The organism is Psychromonas sp. (genome assembly GCF_047632955.1).
GTDB lineage: Bacteria > Pseudomonadota > Gammaproteobacteria > Enterobacterales > Psychromonadaceae > Psychromonas.
Window position 1 is genome coordinate 1 of the sequence record NZ_JBLIED010000024.1, and the last position, 15,519, is coordinate 15,519.

Annotated in this window: 17 protein-coding genes; 15 read left to right on the top strand and 2 right to left on the bottom strand. The window is 41.3% G+C overall.

From position 1 onward, the window contains the following. The first annotated feature begins 80 nt into the window (after positions 1 to 80). The 14 genes from plsX (at position 81) to ACJAZP_RS13655 (ending at position 12,665) form a co-directional block, all read left to right on the top strand. Positions 81 to 1,121: a phosphate acyltransferase PlsX gene (gene plsX / locus ACJAZP_RS13590; protein WP_415231284.1), complete on the top strand. Its 1,041-nt coding sequence runs from the start codon at positions 81 to 83 to the stop codon at positions 1,119 to 1,121. After that, on the top strand, positions 1,114 to 2,073 hold the full coding sequence (locus ACJAZP_RS13595) for a beta-ketoacyl-ACP synthase III (protein WP_415231285.1): 960 nt from the start codon (positions 1,114 to 1,116) through the stop codon (positions 2,071 to 2,073). Before plsX ends, ACJAZP_RS13595 begins: the two co-directional genes overlap by 8 nt. A gap of 37 nt (positions 2,074 to 2,110) precedes the next feature. Continuing rightward, a complete protein-coding gene (gene fabD, locus ACJAZP_RS13600; RefSeq protein ID WP_415231286.1) occupies positions 2,111 to 3,052 on the top strand; it encodes an ACP S-malonyltransferase in 942 nt (313 codons plus the stop codon). 2 nt (positions 3,053 to 3,054) lie between these two features. After that, entirely contained in the window at positions 3,055 to 3,789 is a 735-nt protein-coding gene (gene fabG / locus ACJAZP_RS13605) for a 3-oxoacyl-ACP reductase FabG (protein WP_415231287.1), read from the top strand. A 173-nt stretch (positions 3,790 to 3,962) separates the two neighbouring features. Next, on the top strand, positions 3,963 to 4,196 hold the full coding sequence (acpP, locus tag ACJAZP_RS13610) for an acyl carrier protein (protein ID WP_101036784.1): 234 nt from the start codon (positions 3,963 to 3,965) through the stop codon (positions 4,194 to 4,196). Positions 4,197 to 4,365: 169 nt separating this feature from the next. Then, the gene (gene fabF, locus ACJAZP_RS13615; RefSeq protein WP_415231288.1) at positions 4,366 to 5,607 is read left to right on the top strand and encodes a beta-ketoacyl-ACP synthase II; all 1,242 of its coding nucleotides are present in this window, start codon (positions 4,366 to 4,368) and stop codon (positions 5,605 to 5,607) included. A gap of 73 nt (positions 5,608 to 5,680) precedes the next feature. Further along, entirely contained in the window at positions 5,681 to 6,517 is an 837-nt protein-coding gene (gene pabC / locus ACJAZP_RS13620) for an aminodeoxychorismate lyase (protein WP_415231289.1), read from the top strand. Continuing rightward, entirely contained in the window at positions 6,507 to 7,505 is a 999-nt protein-coding gene (gene mltG, locus ACJAZP_RS13625) for an endolytic transglycosylase MltG (RefSeq protein WP_415231290.1), read from the top strand. Before pabC ends, mltG begins: the two co-directional genes overlap by 11 nt. Before the next feature lie 4 nt (positions 7,506 to 7,509). Then, positions 7,510 to 8,166 (top strand): dTMP kinase, encoded by a 657-nt coding sequence (tmk, locus tag ACJAZP_RS13630; RefSeq protein ID WP_415231291.1) that lies wholly within the window; start codon positions 7,510 to 7,512, stop codon positions 8,164 to 8,166. A gap of 1 nt (position 8,167) precedes the next feature. Beyond that, entirely contained in the window at positions 8,168 to 9,196 is a 1,029-nt protein-coding gene (gene holB, locus ACJAZP_RS13635) for a DNA polymerase III subunit delta' (protein WP_415231292.1), read from the top strand. Positions 9,197 to 9,279: 83 nt separating this feature from the next. After that, the gene (locus ACJAZP_RS13640; RefSeq protein WP_415231293.1) at positions 9,280 to 10,056 is read left to right on the top strand and encodes a TatD family hydrolase; all 777 of its coding nucleotides are present in this window, start codon (positions 9,280 to 9,282) and stop codon (positions 10,054 to 10,056) included. Between the two features lie 372 nt (positions 10,057 to 10,428). Then, positions 10,429 to 11,595: a phosphoglycerate dehydrogenase gene (locus ACJAZP_RS13645; protein WP_415231294.1), complete on the top strand. Its 1,167-nt coding sequence runs from the start codon at positions 10,429 to 10,431 to the stop codon at positions 11,593 to 11,595. Between the two features lie 570 nt (positions 11,596 to 12,165). Further along, positions 12,166 to 12,369 (top strand): cold-shock protein, encoded by a 204-nt coding sequence (locus tag ACJAZP_RS13650; RefSeq protein ID WP_415231295.1) that lies wholly within the window; start codon positions 12,166 to 12,168, stop codon positions 12,367 to 12,369. A 116-nt stretch (positions 12,370 to 12,485) separates the two neighbouring features. After that, entirely contained in the window at positions 12,486 to 12,665 is a 180-nt protein-coding gene (locus ACJAZP_RS13655; RefSeq protein WP_415231296.1) for a hypothetical protein, read from the top strand. 70 nt (positions 12,666 to 12,735) lie between these two features. Here the strand turns inward: ACJAZP_RS13655 and ACJAZP_RS13660 are convergent, their stop codons facing one another. Together ACJAZP_RS13660 and queC are read right to left on the bottom strand one after the other, a co-directional pair. Further along, on the bottom strand, positions 12,736 to 13,323 hold the full coding sequence (locus ACJAZP_RS13660) for an AAA family ATPase (protein WP_415231297.1): 588 nt from the start codon (positions 13,321 to 13,323) through the stop codon (positions 12,736 to 12,738). 560 nt (positions 13,324 to 13,883) lie between these two features. Further along, positions 13,884 to 14,552, bottom strand: a complete 669-nt coding sequence (gene queC, locus ACJAZP_RS13665) for a 7-cyano-7-deazaguanine synthase QueC (protein WP_415231298.1) — start codon at positions 14,550 to 14,552, stop codon at positions 13,884 to 13,886. A gap of 184 nt (positions 14,553 to 14,736) precedes the next feature. Here queC and queE point away from each other — a divergent pair, with 184 nt between their 5' ends. Continuing rightward, the gene (gene queE, locus ACJAZP_RS13670; protein WP_415231319.1) at positions 14,737 to 15,414 is read left to right on the top strand and encodes a 7-carboxy-7-deazaguanine synthase QueE; all 678 of its coding nucleotides are present in this window, start codon (positions 14,737 to 14,739) and stop codon (positions 15,412 to 15,414) included. Positions 15,415 to 15,519: the final 105 nt, after the last annotated feature.

The following is a 15,519-nucleotide window of genomic DNA, read 5'->3' on the forward strand; positions in this document are numbered from 1 at the left end:
ACTGCTGAGGGTTTCTATCGTGGCAAAAAAGTGATCGAACTGTAAGCAATTACAGATTGATCGAACAGTAAGCAATTACCTTGTGTAAACTTACTATTGCCATTGATGCAATGGGGGGCGATGTCGGCCCCCATATTCCCATTCTAGCCGCTTTAAAATCACTTCAAATATACCCTAATCTATACATTGTTATTGTGGGAAACCGCACTCAAATATTACCCGTATTAAAAAAAAACCAGCTATTAGAGCATCCTCGCTTAAGTTTAATCCATACGGATAAAGTCACCTCTATGGAGGTTAATCCTGTTTATGCATTACGCCATACTGCCGATTCATCTATGCATATCGCCCTTAAACTTGTTGCACAGGGTAAAGCTGATGCTTGCGTCAGTTCCGGTAATACCGGAGCATTAATGTTGCTTGCCAAGCAGGCTTTAAAAACCCTACCGGGTATCTCCCGTCCTGCACTTATCTCATCTTTACCTAATATGCATTTAGGTCATACCTATATGCTTGATTTAGGAGCTAATTTACAATGTGATAGTAATACTTTATTTAATTTTGCGGTGATGGGCAGCGTGCTTTGCGAAAAGGTCGATCAAATTAATTCTCCGCGTGTCTCTATTTTGAATGTTGGCAAAGAAAATAATAAAGGCGGTGATGTGATCCAGCGTTGTGCTGCATTATTAAAGCAGACTAAGCATATAAATTATGCCGGGTTTGTTGAAGCTGATGAGCTATTTACCTGCAGGTCGAATATTATTGTTAGCGATGGCTTTAGTGGTAATATTGCTTTAAAAAGTTGTGAAGGTATGGGGCGTGTTTTCAGCGAGCAACTTGATAAAGCAATAAATTCAAGTTTATATAGCAAGTTGCTGGGCAGATTATTAAGACCCATATTAAAAAAGCAATTAAAACATTTGCACCCGGATATGTATAATGGCGCAAGTTTAATTGGATTACGTGGTATTGTTGTAAAAAGTCATGGCAGCGCAAATGAAATTGCATTTACCTACGCTATAGAGCATGCCGTAAAAGAAATCCAATGGCAGATTCCTGCAAGTATTTCAAAAAAGTTAGAAACTGTATTATCAGAGCGAGATTGTTTATTACATGAATAGCAAAATTATAGGCACTGGTAGTTATTTACCAGTCACAGTGCGCAGCAACGACGATTTAGAAAAAATGGTTGATACCAGTGATGAATGGATCACGACACGTACAGGCATTAAAGAACGTCGCATCGCTAATCCACAAGAGACAATTGCCTTTATGGGTAAAGAAGCTGCTTTGCAAGCGTTGCAGGCAGCTAATTTAACCGCTGAAGATTTGGATCTGATCATTGTAGGCACAACGAGTAACCAAAATGCATTCCCTTCTGCAGCCTGTGAAATACAGAATTTATTAGGTATCTATAACATACCTGCCTTTGATATTTCAGCAGCTTGTGCAGGTTTTACCTATGCATTAAGTGTTGCGGATAACTTTATCAAAGCCGGAAGTGCTAAAAATGTGCTGGTGATCGGTGCCGATGCATTAGCAAATACCTGTGATCCAACGGATCGTTCGACGATCATTATATTTGGTGATGGTGCCGGTGCTGCGGTTGTAACTGCAACGGAAGATGAAGGTATCTTATATACGAATATTAATGCCGATGGCCGTTTTGGTGAATTATTAAAATTACCAAATCCGCAACGCGGTAACGCCGACACTGTTAACGATGCTTATATGACGATGGCCGGTAACGATGTATTTAAAGTGGCGGTTAAAAAGTTAAGTCAGGTTGTGGTTGAAACGATGGCTGCTAATAACCTCGACAAAAAAGAGCTGGACTGGTTGGTACCGCATCAGGCTAATATACGTATTATTGCTGCGACCGCTAAAAAACTGGGTCTTCCCATGGAGCAGGTAATAACAACCCTTGAGAAACATGGTAATACGTCAGCAGCGTCAGTACCACTGGCGCTCGATGAAGGTATTCGCTCGGGTAAGATTAAACCTGGACAGCTGGTATTACTGGAAGCATTCGGTGGTGGTTTTACCTGGGGCTCAGCGCTAGTGCGTATGTGAATCAAAAACAATTAATCAATATCTGGAAATATAAAATATGACAAACTTTACATTTGCTTTTCCCGGTCAAGGCTCGCAGCACATTGGCATGTTGGCTGATCTTGCACAATCTTACCCGGTTGTGTTTGAAACCTTTAAACAAGCAAGCGATGTACTGGGTTACGATCTTTGGGATCTTGTTCAACAGGGCCCGGTGGAAACCTTAAACCAAACAGATAAAACGCAACCCGCTTTATTAACGGCTTCGGTTGCACTTTGGCGCATTTGGGAAGAGAAAAAGGGTCCAAAACCAACGGTTATTGCAGGACATAGTTTGGGTGAATACTCGGCATTAGTCTGCGCCGGAGTGATTGAATTTAAAGATGCTGTTAAATTGGTTGAATTACGCGGACAGCTAATGCAACAAGCGGTGCCGGCTGGCACCGGTGCAATGTCTGCCATTATCGGTTTGAATAATGACAAAATTGCCGAATGTTGTGTGCAAGCAGCCGAAGGACAAGTTGTGTCGCCGGTTAACTTTAATTCACCTGGCCAGGTGGTCATTGCCGGTAATAAAGAAGCGGTTGAGCGTGCTGGAATCTTATTAAAAGAAGCTGGTGCAAAACGGGTTATGCCTTTGCCTGTTAGCGTTCCATCGCATTGTGCCTTGATGAAACCTGCTGCTGAAAAATTGGCCGTTGCATTACAATCTATCCATTTTAATAGCCCTGAAATTGCGGTGATTAATAATGTTGACGTGCTTGCCGAAAGCGACGCTGAAAAAATTAAAGATGCGCTGGTCCGCCAACTATTTTGTCCGGTTCGCTGGAGCGACATTGTTGAAAAAATGGCAACTGATGGCATCACAATACAAGTTGAAGCCGGCCCCGGTAAAGTATTAAGTGGTTTAGTTCGCCGTATTAATAAAAGTTTAACGGCGCAAGTTATTAACGACAGTGCGGCGCTTGAAAATGCATTAGCCGCAGTTAAAGGAGAATAAAGATGAGCATGAAAGATAAAGTTGTATTGGTGACGGGTGCCAGTCGTGGCATCGGCCGCGCAATTGCAGAGCACTTTGCTGCTTTAGGTGCGACTGTTTTAGGCACGGCAACCAGTGAAAATGGCGCCAATGCGATCAGTGATTATCTTGGTGAAGCCGGTAAAGGTTTTGTTTTAAATGTAACCGATAATGACTCAATCGCTACACTGTTTGATAATATTAAAACACAATATGGCGCGGTAGATGTATTGGTCAATAATGCCGGCATTACGCGTGATAATTTATTAATGCGCATGAAAGACGATGAATGGAATGACATCATTGGCACCAACTTGACGCCTATCTTTAAAATGAGTAAAGCGGCTATCCGTGCGATGATGAAAAAACGTCAGGGCCGCATTATTAATGTCGGTTCAGTGGTCGGCAGCATGGGAAATGCAGGGCAAACTAATTACGCGGCTGCTAAAGCAGGGGTTATTGGTTTTACTAAATCCTTAGCACGCGAAGTTGCAAGTCGCGGCATTACGGTTAATACTGTCGCGCCGGGTTTTATTGAAACGGATATGACCAAAGCATTAACCGACGAGCAACGTGCTGCGACATTATCTGCAGTGCCTGCCGGTCGTCTCGGAGACCCGAAAGAGATTGCAGCAACTGTTGCATTTTTAGCCTCCGATGGTGCAGCTTATATCAACGGTGAAACTATTCATGTAAATGGCGGCATGTATATGGTCTAATTCGGACTATATATTTAGATTTGATAGTTAAAAGTGAGAATTTAGACCAATTTTGATTAATATCCTTAAAAATAATTTTTAACTAGTGGTACAATGCTCGAAATTAAACGTAATAGCATATATTATTGTTATTACCATTAGCGCAACTGCGTAATACACAAAGGAAAATAAACATGAGCAATATCGAAGAACGCGTAAGAAACATCATCGTTGAACAACTTGGTGTTCAACTAGACGAAGTTAAAAACGAAGCTTCTTTTGTTGACGATCTAGGTGCTGATTCTCTAGATACTGTTGAGCTTGTAATGGCTCTTGAAGAAGAGTTCGATACAGAAATCCCTGATGAAGAAGCTGAGAAAATTACGACTGTCCAATCAGCTATCGATTACGTTGTAAATAACGGTTAGTCACTGTTTTTGAATGATAAAGTATTTCTAAAGGCGGTCTTCTGACCGCCTTTTGTATATCTATCACAGAGTACTTAAGCGAATAATTATACTAACTAAATCAACACTTAAATTTATCTTTGGATGAATATTTATTTAGTCTAATTTATGCCTATTAGGGGAAGTTATAATGTCAAAAAGAAGAGTCGTTATCACCGGCTTAGGAATGATATCACCCGTGGGTAACACGGTTGGTAAGTCATGGGAAGCGGTTAAATCAGGAATAAGTGGAATCTCAAATATTGATTATTTTGATACAACACTGTTTTCTACAAAATTTGCAGGCTTGGTTAAAGACTTTAATGTCGAAGAATATATGCCGCGTAAAGACGCGCGTAAAATGGATCTGTTTATTCAGTATGGCGTGGCTGCTGCGGAACAGGCATTTCAAGATTGCGGGATCGTTGTAACAGCGGACAATGAAGATCGAATTGGCGTTGCTATCGGCTCCGGTATTGGCGGTTTAGGGTTAATTGAGCAGAACAAAGATAGTTTTGCTAAAAGTGGACCGCGTAAGATAAGTCCATTTTTTGTACCTTCAACCATCATTAATATGATCTCCGGACATGTATCGATCAATAAAGGCCTAAAAGGTCCGAATATTGCGGTCACTACGGCATGTACAACCGGCACGCACAGCATCGGTTTGGGTGCGCGTATGATTCAATATGGTGATGCTGACATGATGTTCGTTGGCGGAGCTGAAAAAGCATCAACGGAATTGGGTATGGGTGGTTTTGGTGCCGCGCGCGCTTTATCAACTCGTAATGATTCTCCAGAAACCGCAAGCCGTCCCTGGGATAAAGATCGTGATGGTTTTGTACTGGGTGATGGTGCCGGTGTATTAGTTTTAGAAGAATATGAACATGCAAAAGCGCGTGGTGCAAAAATTTATGCTGAATTCGTCGGTTTTGGTATGAGCGGTGATGCTTATCACATGACTTCACCTCCGGCTGATGGCGCAGGCGCTGCTTTGGCAATGAGAAATGCCATAAAGGATGCAAAAATTAACGCCACTGATATTCAATATATTAATGCCCATGGTACCTCTACGCCTACGGGTGATATCGCTGAAACGCAGGCAGTAAAATCAGTTTGGGGTGATGCGGTTAACGATGTAATGATGAGTTCGACAAAATCTATGACCGGACATCTGTTAGGTGCCGCGGGTGCAATTGAGGCTATCTTCAGTGTACTGGCTTTAAAAGATCAAGTTGCTCCACCCACGATCAACCTGGAAAACCCCAGTGACGGTTGTGATTTAGATTATGTCACTGATGGTAAAGCCCGCCCTGCGGATATTGAGTATGTGTTGTCAAACTCATTTGGTTTTGGCGGAACAAACGGTTCGTTGATCTTTAAACGTATCTAGTCTTCTCAAATAAAGTTAAAATAAAAACCCGATTCTAACATCGGGTTTTTTTATAGCTAACAGAACTGAATTTATGTTAATAAACGGCATTGAATCGACAAGCATTGCAGCCGATGACCGGGGTCTTGCCTACGGGGATGGTCTGTTCTCAACCATAAAAGTTGAACGGGGCATTGTGCAGCTCTGGGATTATCACCTGCAAAGACTGCAATTGGGTGCAGAAAAACTTTTTTTCCCTGACGTTGAGTGGTTATTGTTAGCAGAGGAACTGCATTGTTTAGCAAAGAGTGTCAGTGAGCAGCCCTTTGCGGTGATTAAAGTTATTTTAACGCGCGGCTCCGGCGGGCGCGGTTATAGTGTTCAGGGGTGCAGTTCTCCGCAACGTATCTTATCTGTCCATCCTTACCCGGCCTTTTATCAGCAATGGCAAAGGGATGGCTTAAAAGTCATCCAGTGCCGGCAGAAATTAGCCATTAATACTCAATTAGCGGGCCTGAAAACATTAAATCGTTTAGAGCAGGTATTAATCAAACATGAATTAGAAGCGCAACATGCCTTTGAGGGGATCGTTTGTGATAATGATGGTTATGTTATTGAAGCCTGCAGTGCAAATGTTTTTATTCATTTAAATAATCGCTGGGTGACACCAAAACTTGACGGTTGTGGTGTCACTGGTGTTAAACGTCGACAAATTATGGAATTATCCGCCAAAGCAGGGCAGCCAATTAAAGAAATGAAAATTACGACTGATGATTTATTAAAGGCTCAAGCGGTCTGTTTAAGCAATGCATTAATGGGAATAGTAGCGGTTATTCAATACCAGTCTCATTGTTACCCTAAATCAGGTTTTTGCCTTGTACAGCAATTACAGTCACTGGTAGAACAAAGAGAGATCCTTAATGGCGACTAAAAAAATTATTTTCAGCCTGTTTTTTTTGCTGTTCCTGGTTGTAGGCAGTGTTCTTTGGCTACAGACAAAATTAAACAGCTATACCAACACGCCTCTGGTCGAGCAACCGACCTTATTTACCATTAATAATGGCAGTAATTTTCACCATTTAGGCAATCGCCTGTTGAGCAGTGAAATTATCACGGATCTCACCTGGTGGAAGGTTTTGGGTAAACTGCATCCTGAATTTACTAATATCAAATCAGGTACTTACCAATTTGAATCAGGCTTTACTCTAAATGATATTCTAATCACGGTTAATCAGGGTATTGAGCATCAATTCATTATTACTTTTGTTGAAGGCAGCACGTTTAAGGAGTGGCTGCCGATATTAAATAACGCCCCCTTTATGAAACCCTTAGAGGAAACTGAAGAGCAGATATTAGCGCGCCTGGAAAGTCCTTATAAGAAGTTGGAAGGTTTGTTATTTCCTGAAACTTATCATTACAGTGCGGGCATGAGCGCTTTTCAGATAATCAAAAAATCCTACCTGAATCAGAGTCAGATATTAGAAAAATTATGGGCCGGACGGGATAAAGATCTGCCTTTAAAAACACCCTATGAGGCTCTTATTCTTGCATCGATCATTGAAAAAGAAAGTGGGTTATCAGCGGATCGGGATAAAATTGCCTCGGTGTTTGTTAATCGCATGCGCATGGGTATGCGCTTGCAAACTGATCCCACGGTTATTTATGGTATGGGGGACCGTTATAATGGACGAATTCGCAGTAAAGATTTGCGTGAGGACACGGCTTATAATACCTACCGTATTAATGGTTTGCCACCCACCCCGATCGCGATGCCAAGCGAGGCTGCGCTATATGCAACACTGCATCCGTCGACAACAAAATATTTGTACTTTGTGAGCAAGGGGGATGGCACCTCTTATTTCTCTAAGAGTCTTAGAGAGCATAATAATGCGGTGCAAAAATATATTTTAGGAAAGTAATAACATGTCAGTTTCAGAAAAGTTAATAAGTAAATTTATCGTCATAGAAGGTCTTGAGGGAGCTGGGAAAAGTACCGCTGTCTCATATATAAGCAAGTGGTTATCGGAGCAGAATATAGCGAGCGATGATGTTGTTTATACTCGCGAGCCCGGTGGCACCGCATTGGCGGAAAAAATGCGTGATATAGTGAAAATGGAAGTCGCCGGCGAAAAACTAGATGATAAAGCAGAATTATTACTCATGTATGCGGCCCGTGTGCAACTTGTTGAGCATATTATTAAACCGGCATTAGCGGCGGGAAAAGTGGTTGTCGGCGATCGCCATAACTATTCGTCGTTAGCTTATCAAGGTGGTGGACGAGGTATTGATTTAGCGCTTATTGAGGTGATTAAAAAAGTCTCACTAGGCGACTTTAAAGCAGATTTTACGCTTTATCTGGATATTGATCCGGCACTTGGTTTAACAAGAGCAAGAGGGCGTGGAGAGTTAGACCGCATTGAACGACAAGCGATTGATTTTTTTGACCGTACGCGAGCCGTTTTTCTCTCTTTAGTCGCAAAGGATGATAATGCAGTCAGCATTGATGCCAGTGCGTCTCCGGAGTTAGTTGAAAAAGCTATCTTTGTCGCCTTGAATAAATGGGTAATGAGTCTTGCTTGATATGACCTTGAAAAACAGCAGCGAAGCCGCCGTTACTCCGTGGTTAACACCCGTATTTAAGCAATTAATAAACACTTTTCAGGCGGGGCGATTTGCCCATGGTTTATTATTTACAGGTTGTGCGGGCATTGGTAAATTTGAACTTGCAAAACAGCTTGCCAAGTACCTTTTATGCTCTAATAAACAAGCCAAAGCCTGTGGACAGTGTCATTCCTGTCAGCTTTTTGAGGCGCAAAATCATTTAGATTTTCATCTTTTACAAAATGAAGCCAATAAATCGATCGGTATTGAGCAGGTAAGAAGCTTAATCTCCAAACTTAATGAGCGTCCTCATTTAGGCGATAATAAAGTAGTTATTATTAACGATGCCAATTTATTAACCACGGCGGCAGCCAATGCACTGCTTAAAACGCTAGAAGAGCCACAGGGTAATAGTTACCTGATTTTACTTACCCGCAGCCATCATCAACTGATGCCGACTTTATTAAGCCGCGTTCAGCATACCCATCTACATACGCCGGAAGATGCACAGTTGTGCAGTTGGCTTGCGCTGCAGGGATTTAATATTGAGGATAAAGGTTTGCTGCGCCTCTATCAAAACAGTCCTTTGGCTTTATTAAGCCACTTGCAGAATGCGCTCGCAGAAACGCAAGGTGATGAACGCCGAAATTGTGTCGAAGGGCTGTTTTATCTGCTCAGTAATCCGCAAACGTTATTTAGCTTTAGTGTGTTTCTGGCGGAACAAGCGGAGCAGCGCTTGTTATTAGTTTTTTATCTTTTACATGATTTACACAAGTTAAAATTAGCCGAGTGTATCGTGGGCCGTGAAACTGAGTTAGAAAATGACGCTGTGTACGGATTTGCCTATCCGCAATTACAGATTTGGAAAGATCAAATAAGCTTAAAAAGTTTACGTTTTTTATGTGCCGAATTATTGCAAACGCGTCATCTGCTGGTTGAGCATTCGGCATTAAAAAAAGAACTTTTGATTAATGCCCTGTTAATCAAAATAAAAAATGAATTTAAGTAATATTGAGAGTGATTAAGCCTATTTGATCCCAGCGTAAATAAGCATTAACAGCTTTCACACCATCGATAAATTAAGGATATAAAATGTTAGTAGATTCGCACTGTCACCTGGATCGTTTAGATTACAAAAATAAACATAAAGATTTATCTGACGTTGTTAATAAAGCCAAGGAGCAGGGGATACACCACCTGTTAAGTGTCTGCGTGACCTTAAAAGATTATCCGGCAATGGCTGAATTAATCGCGCCGTTCAAGGAGATATTTAGTTCTTGTGGTGTGCACCCGTTATATCAGGATGAAGTGGTGAATGAGACCCTGTTACTTGAATATGCTCGACAGGAAAAAGTCGTTGCGATAGGTGAGATGGGCTTGGATTTTTTCTATTCGCCAGAAAATAAAGCCGCGCAGGAAGCTTCTTTTAGAAGCCAGATTCGGGTCGCAAAAATAGTTAATAAACCAATAATAGTGCATACCCGGGATGCGCGTGAAGCCACCCTGGAGATTTTGCGTAGCGAGGGAGCTGAGCAGGTTGGCGGTGTGCTGCATTGTTTTACGGAATCCTTAGAAATGGCCCAAGCGGCAATGGAGATGGGCTTTTATATTTCAGTTTCAGGGATTGTTACCTTTAAAAATGCCAAGGAGTTACAGGCTGTTATTAAAGAAATTCCTTTGGATCGTTTATTAGTTGAAACGGATTCTCCCTATTTAGCGCCGATTCCGCATCGGGGGCTGGAAAACGAGCCCGCTTATACGCTTGATGTTGCGAAATTTGTGGCCAATTTAAAGGGTGTTACATTAGAAGAATTATCTGCAGTGACAACCGCTAACTTCTTTAGGTTGTTTGCGCACGCGCATCAATAAACCCCCGCTTATTCACAAGCGCGCTAAGCACTGTTTGATAAGCAAATAGCTTTATCTTATCAAGCAGCACGGCGTCTAGCCTATCAATACTACAGGCACTTAGTCGTACTGTTTTTTTCCGTTCAAACAGGCATTTATTAACATCTCCTCAGTATTTCTCTTTTGGCGGCTTCATAAATGCGATCCACATTGCATAAATTATATCTGTAAAAATTAACTGTAAAACTTCTAATGCAGCCACAACAAGCAATGATGAATTAATTTACACTCTATTCGTGAATTTTAACGCCTGCTGTATTTAATACACTTGCATCTGCACCACTAGGCAAGTGCATTAAGTACTCTTCCTTTTGAATATAAAACGGTATTTATATGTTTCAAATCAGAACCTACGATCAAATAGCCAGTATTGGTTTGGATAATTTTAAGCATGGTAAGTATGAAGTGGCCAGTGCCTTAACCGAGCCGGATGCGCTTCTTCTGCGCAGTTTTAAATTGCATAACGAACCCCTCTGCGACTCTATAAAAGCAATTGCCAGAGCCGGTGCCGGGGTTAATAATATACCGCTTGCAGCATGCTCCAAGAAAGGAATTGCGGTTTTCAATACCCCAGGTGCTAATGCAAATGCCGTCAAAGAATTGGTGCTGTCCGCTATGTTGCTTTGCTCCCGAGGTGGAATAGAGGCAATTCTTCATTGCCGTACTTTAACGGATGTGGATGATGAAAATATCGGGGCCACCTTGGAGCAAGTTAAAAAACAATTCAAAGGCAGTGAAATTTCAGGCAAAACCTTAGGCGTCATCGGCCTGGGGGCGATCGGTGCAAATGTCGCTAATATGGGCATTGATCTGGGTATGAAGGTGGTCGGTTTTGACCCGGCCATCTCCGTTGAGGCCGCATGGCGATTATCCAGTAAAATTGAGAAAATGGAAAACCTGCCATCCTTGATGGCGCGTTGTGATTATATTTCACTGCACGTCCCGGCTATTCCGGCAACGATGGGACTGATCAATCACGATGTATTGGCCTATGCTAAAGAAGGGGCTTGCCTGCTGAACTTTGCACGCGCTGAAATCTGCGCTTCAGAAGCCGTAATGGCTGCGCTGGATAGCGGCAAGCTGCGCCGCTTTGCCACGGATTTCCCTGCATCTTGGATGCTTTCACGGGAAGATGTATTACCCATGCCTCACCTTGGCGCAAGTACCGAAGAAGCTGAAAATAACTGTGCCGTGATGGCTTGCCAGCAGCTGATAGAGTTTTTGGAAAATGGTAATATTAAAAATTCAGTTAACTTTCCTTCAATTAGCCTCGAAAGAAGCACGCCATACCGTATCACTTTTGTTAATGATAATGTCGCTGGCGTGTTGGGCCGTGTGCTGTCAATTTTGGCTGATTTGAATGTTAATGTGACTGATATGATGAATAAAAGCAGAGATAATATTGCTTATAACATCATTGATCTGGAAAGTGAGGTCAGCGACATTTTACTTGACGCAATCGCTCAGGTTGAACACGTTATCTCTGTTCGTGCATTGTAAAAAGAGGGTTGTTTGCTCGCTATTTCCCGATTTTTATTATTTCACCTAAACGTTGCGCTAACAGAGTAGTACGCTGAGTTATTATTAATTACCGGCTCAGAGGTTTATTTATTTCGGGACGGTTAGCTGCTATTTTCTGCACAATAAATTCAGTTATATGTTCGAAAGTCATGTTTTATTGCTCCTTAACTCATTTTCTTGACGATGAACTATAATTTACAGTGCCGGGTTAAATTATACTGATGTGCAGAAATATCTGATCAATCCTGCAGGTTAAAACCGAAGATAACTTTGTTATTAATAGGATTGTTAATAGGGTTATTAATAAGGTTATTAGCAAGGTTATTTCAATACCAAGAGAGCGAAATATTGGTCAATTAAAGATCTTGTTATCATCGGTTTTACCAAGCAGTTTAGATCATTTAATGATGCAGATTAGTATTGCTGGCAAGCATGCAGTCAATTTCGTTGCTTTTTAAATAAATACTATATTACCGGCTTTGCCGAGGTGATTTGTCTGTCGCTGGCAAGGCACAAGGTCGGGATAAGATATAAAAGAGGATTTACACTATGAGTATTGGAACAGTTAAGTGGTTTAATGCAGATAAAGGTTTTGGTTTTATTACGCCGGAGGAAGGGGGAAACGATTTGTTCGTACACCATTCTCAAATTAAAACGGGAGGGTATGCGACCCTCAATGAAGGCCAGAAAGTTGAATATGAAGTAGGACAAGGTCAGAAGGGACCCTGTGCCAATAACGTAGTGCCTCTTTAGCGGTAAATAATATTATAGGACAACAGCGCTTATTGAAAAGGTGTTGTTGACCTGTTATGCAGTAGCCGGTATTTTTAACCTGTAGCACTTTACAGGCAATAAAATGGGAGGAAATTATGAAAGTTTCAATCATTGAAAATGATGGTGAACGTGTAGTGGCGTCCTATGAAATAAATTTTTTAGATCTGGACCATGAACCTTCAGATGAGGAATATTATTCTCAAGCATGGCAACGTGCAATTGAGGAAGATCTTGTGGTGGAGGATGATTTAGAGGATTACCGTTTTAGTTTTTAAACAGAGTAATAAAGTCATCTCAACTTGGATGACTCTGAAATGGTTTTTGATTTATTGTCTAAGCAGATGTTTATATTTTATCGATGACATTATCTATGGTCGTAATGCCAAACATAATTTTTTTAATAAAAGATTCTGAGCTGGAAACTAGATTGAAATTGGAATGTTGGGACCATATCTGCTGCAGTTTTTGATCCAGAACAATTGCTTTTTCGGCTGATTCATTTCTGACCGGGTTATTACTTTTGATCTCCTGACCTGACTTCGCAGCCGTTTCAAAAAAAATCACCGCATCATAGCGGCTCAATTCATAACTCAATGAAGTATTCATGGTTTTAAAAAAGTCTTCTTCGGAACGTGGCCAATAGGCAAGTCCGTCTAAACAACCTCTGTCGCACAAAATAAGGCAGTCCGGGTTAGTTTTCCGCTGAATATCCTCTAAGTGTCTCTGCAAATTAAAAATGGCGATTTGCTGCGCGCAGGTTACTTCTGCCAGCATTGATCGTTCAATACCACCACTAAATATCATCGTCGCAGCTTCAGGGACAGAGGCTATTTTTCCCTGTAATTCACGTTGAAACAGATCCAGCGCGGTTGTTTTGCCACCTCCTGGGCCACCGGTTAAGACAATACGTCTTTTTATATTTAATTTATTCACAGAATTTCCCTTTTACAGAGTAATAAAAATGTCGCCTATTAATTATTATTGTTCAATATATGAACTTAGCGATACTTTATATTAGAAAATACTGGAAAAGGGACAAGGCGTTGGCGTTTATTTAAAGCTGTAGGCTGAAGTAGATATTTATGCGTATTGTTAAAAAATGTTCTGCACGCGTTGATCAAAGCTTATATTTAATAACGCCACTTTTCTGCAGTTCTCCTGCACAGAAGGTTTTTAGATTTCATTCCCAGCCCAAGATCATCGGTTAAATGTTTAACCGATGAGCTGTACAGGCTGTTAATCCGTGCATTTATAAACAATCAGGTCATCAAGGCCGTTATCTGCAAAGGCTTCCAGGCGCTCAACACAGGAGCTGAATACGTAAGCTCCACAGGCTGTTAACTGTTGCTTTCATATTCAATAGGATCATGAATGCCGTTATCTGCAAAGGCTTCCAGGCGCTCAACATAGGAGCTGAATACGTTAGCTCCACGGGCTGTTAATCTGTGCTTTCATAAACAATAGGATCATTAATGCTGTTAGCTCCACAGGCGTTAACTTGTGCTTTCATATTCAATAGGATCATTAAGACCGTTATCTGCAAATGCTTCCAGGCGTTCAACACAGGAACCACACTTACCGCAGGCTTTCTCTCTGCCGTTATAGCAGGTCCAGGTTTTACTATAATCAAGACCCATTGTTATACCGTCTTTTAAAATACCGCTTTTGTTATTGTTTAAATAGGGCGAAAAAATCTCTACTTTTTCATAATTGGCCACGGCAGCGACGTCATTCATTTTTTCAACAAAAATGGGCCGACAATCGGGGTAAATTTCATGATCCCCAGAATGCGCGCCGTAATAAACCTGCTCGGCACCCAGTGAAACGGCGTAACCGATAGCCAAAGACAATAAAATCATATTACGGTTGGGCACTACCGTGGATTTCATGTTTTCCTGTTGATAATGGCCCTGTGCAACATCAATGCTGCTGTCGGTTAATGAAGAACCGCCAATTAACTGGTTAATGGCTGAAATATCAATGATTTTGTGTTCGACGCCTAATTCTTTACAGACTCGACGTGCCACTTCAATCTCTTTAATATGGCGTTGCCCGTAATCAAATGTTAAAGCATAAGGGGTTAAACCTTGTTGCATGGCTTTGTGCAATACGGTGAAAGAGTCCATGCCTCCAGAATAGATTACGACGACTTTTTTAGACATAAGAAATTTTTTCCTGATTGATTTTTATATAAAAGGGATGCGAAGTTATGATACATAAGTTTTTAAACCCTTTGAATTTTATTGTTATTTTTTTAAGATAGATAAAAATTAAGTTTTAAACAGGTTCACTTACGTATTGAGTTACACTGACAAAATCCTGCTAGCAACCGAGCATAATAAAGCAATGAAGCAAAACTATAAAGTAAACGAATTATTTCAAACTATTCAGGGAGAAGGTTTTTATACCGGTGTGCCTGCTATTTTTCTACGTTTACAGGGATGTGATGTAGGTTGTGCCTGGTGTGATACTAAACATACCTGGGAAATAAACCTCGATCAACAGAGCGAACTGATTTCATTAACGGGCAGCAGTAATGAATCGACGCGTTGGGCAAATGTTAACGCGCAGGAGATAGTCGCTGAAATTCAACGTCTTGAATACAGTGCTAATTTAGTGGTGATCACCGGTGGTGAACCTTGTATGGCAGACCTGCGCGAGTTAACCTCCGCGCTGCATGAATTTGACTTTAAAACGCAGATTGAAACCAGCGGCACTTATCCTGTTCTAGTTGCGCCAGCCACTTGGGTGACCCTTTCGCCAAAGGTAAATATGCGTGCAGGAAAAGTCGTTTTACAATCGGCTCTTGAACGTGCCAATGAAATTAAACATCCCGTCGGCACTGAAAAAGATATCGAACAGTTAGATGCATTGTTGGCAGGTCTTAACACGCTAGAGGATAAAATTATCTGTTTACAGCCGATTTCGCAAAAAGTAAAAGCGACACTTTTATGCAGTCGAGTCTGTATCGAACGTAACTGGCGTCTATCGGTGCAGATGCATAAGTATCTGGGAATCGACTAGTGACAGTCGATGAACGCTTTGGTTTTTGAAAAATAGATAGTTTTTCTGGAGGATAATGAAGACAGCAGTGCATTTAAGATAAAGCACTGCTGTCTTTATTGTATA

Excerpts from the sequence above, each read along its gene's own strand:
- ACJAZP_RS13655 (WP_415231296.1), top strand. The coding sequence starts at position 12,486 with ATGAAAGTTTCAATCATTGAAAATGATGGTGAACGTGTAGTGGCGTCC.
- pabC (WP_415231289.1), top strand. The coding sequence starts at position 5,681 with ATGTTAATAAACGGCATTGAATCGACAAGCATTGCAGCCGATGACCGG.
- holB (WP_415231292.1), top strand. The coding sequence starts at position 8,168 with ATGACCTTGAAAAACAGCAGCGAAGCCGCCGTTACTCCGTGGTTAACA.
- tmk (WP_415231291.1), top strand. The coding sequence starts at position 7,510 with ATGTCAGTTTCAGAAAAGTTAATAAGTAAATTTATCGTCATAGAAGGT.
- ACJAZP_RS13645 (WP_415231294.1), top strand. The coding sequence starts at position 10,429 with ATGTTTCAAATCAGAACCTACGATCAAATAGCCAGTATTGGTTTGGAT.
- queE (WP_415231319.1), top strand. The coding sequence starts at position 14,737 with ATGAAGCAAAACTATAAAGTAAACGAATTATTTCAAACTATTCAGGGA.
- ACJAZP_RS13595 (WP_415231285.1), top strand. The coding sequence starts at position 1,114 with ATGAATAGCAAAATTATAGGCACTGGTAGTTATTTACCAGTCACAGTG.
- ACJAZP_RS13650 (WP_415231295.1), top strand. The coding sequence starts at position 12,166 with ATGAGTATTGGAACAGTTAAGTGGTTTAATGCAGATAAAGGTTTTGGT.
- fabG (WP_415231287.1), top strand. The coding sequence starts at position 3,055 with ATGAGCATGAAAGATAAAGTTGTATTGGTGACGGGTGCCAGTCGTGGC.
- mltG (WP_415231290.1), top strand. The coding sequence starts at position 6,507 with ATGGCGACTAAAAAAATTATTTTCAGCCTGTTTTTTTTGCTGTTCCTG.
- ACJAZP_RS13640 (WP_415231293.1), top strand. The coding sequence starts at position 9,280 with ATGTTAGTAGATTCGCACTGTCACCTGGATCGTTTAGATTACAAAAAT.
- acpP (WP_101036784.1), top strand. The coding sequence starts at position 3,963 with ATGAGCAATATCGAAGAACGCGTAAGAAACATCATCGTTGAACAACTT.
- queC (WP_415231298.1), bottom strand. The coding sequence starts at position 14,552 with ATGTCTAAAAAAGTCGTCGTAATCTATTCTGGAGGCATGGACTCTTTC.
- fabF (WP_415231288.1), top strand. The coding sequence starts at position 4,366 with ATGTCAAAAAGAAGAGTCGTTATCACCGGCTTAGGAATGATATCACCC.
- fabD (WP_415231286.1), top strand. The coding sequence starts at position 2,111 with ATGACAAACTTTACATTTGCTTTTCCCGGTCAAGGCTCGCAGCACATT.